At 50.6% G+C, this 989-nt stretch carries 2 protein-coding genes; both read left to right on the top strand.

Going from position 1 to position 989, the window contains the following annotated elements; genetic code table 11:
• Positions 1-58 precede the first annotated feature (58 nt).
• Entirely contained in the window at positions 59-676 is a 618-nt protein-coding gene (locus JTN23_RS25750) for a hypothetical protein (RefSeq protein ID WP_247238002.1), read from the top strand.
• Positions 673-989, top strand: a 317-nt coding sequence (locus tag JTN23_RS25745; protein WP_247238001.1) for an integrase core domain-containing protein, incomplete at its 3' end; no start/stop codon positions are given. The genes JTN23_RS25750 and JTN23_RS25745, both read left to right, overlap by 4 nt.

Below are 989 nucleotides of genomic sequence, written 5' to 3'. Positions count from 1 at the left end.
TGTACTGGTTACTAAGGTTATAGAATATTTGGTATAAAATTTATAGTTTATGTTGGTTATGAAACTCCATAAAAATGCTAGCCTTACTCTAAGGCAGCGGCGGCAGGTCAAAGACCTGTATGCCAGTGGCGATTATAGCCAACAGGCACTCGCTGAGCGCTTCGGCGTCCACCTGCTGACCATCCGCAAGTGGCTCAGCCGCTCGGAACTAACCGACCGCAGCAGTGCTCCCTTGCACAAGGCCAGAGCTATTACTGCTGCCTTTGAGGACGCCGTAGCAGCTTACCGACAGAACCCGGCTACCAGCCACCACGGTAAAGTACGCATTGCCTATGAGCTCCAGCAGCAGCACGCCTGCAGCAATCCCAGCAATGTGTACCTGGTGCTCAAAAAGCAGGGGCTGAACAAGCCCCGCAAGACCAAAGCACCCATTTCTGCTCACTTGCCCGTGGGCAGGCATCGCACCCAGATGGACATTCAGCAACTACCAGCCGTTAAAGGCGGCCAGGGTTTCGAATACAAGATCTCGATCATTCATCTGTCGACACGGATCAAGTACTCAGAAATCCACGACAACTGTCACAGTAGTACTGTGGCGGCCGTCTATCAGAGAGCGTTGGAGAACCTGCCCCCTTTTTCATCACCTTCACCGACAACGCCATGTACTTCACCATGAAATATACCTACCACTCCCACTATAAGACAGCTTTTACCAAGCTGGTAGAGAAGTGGGGGCGCATCCATGCACTTATTCCTAAGGGCAAGCCTTGGAAGAATGGGTTTATTGAACGCTCCAACCGCACCGATAACGAGAACCTGTTTGAGCAGGTGACCTTCATCGACTCTCAGGACCGAAAGTACCAGTTCCGTCTGTGGGAGATGCACTATAATCATCATCGTCCCCATCAAGGCATTAATAATATGACACCCATCCAAATGGCTCAAAAACAGCATCCGCTGTGGACAAATTTTGCCCTTGCAATAACCTA

Origin of the sequence: Telluribacter roseus, assembly GCF_017355915.2 — a bacterium.
Classification (GTDB): Bacteria; Bacteroidota; Bacteroidia; order Cytophagales; family Spirosomataceae; genus Telluribacter.
The sequence above is the reverse complement of the archived record's forward strand: the minus strand, read 5'-3'. Positions and strand labels throughout refer to the sequence as shown.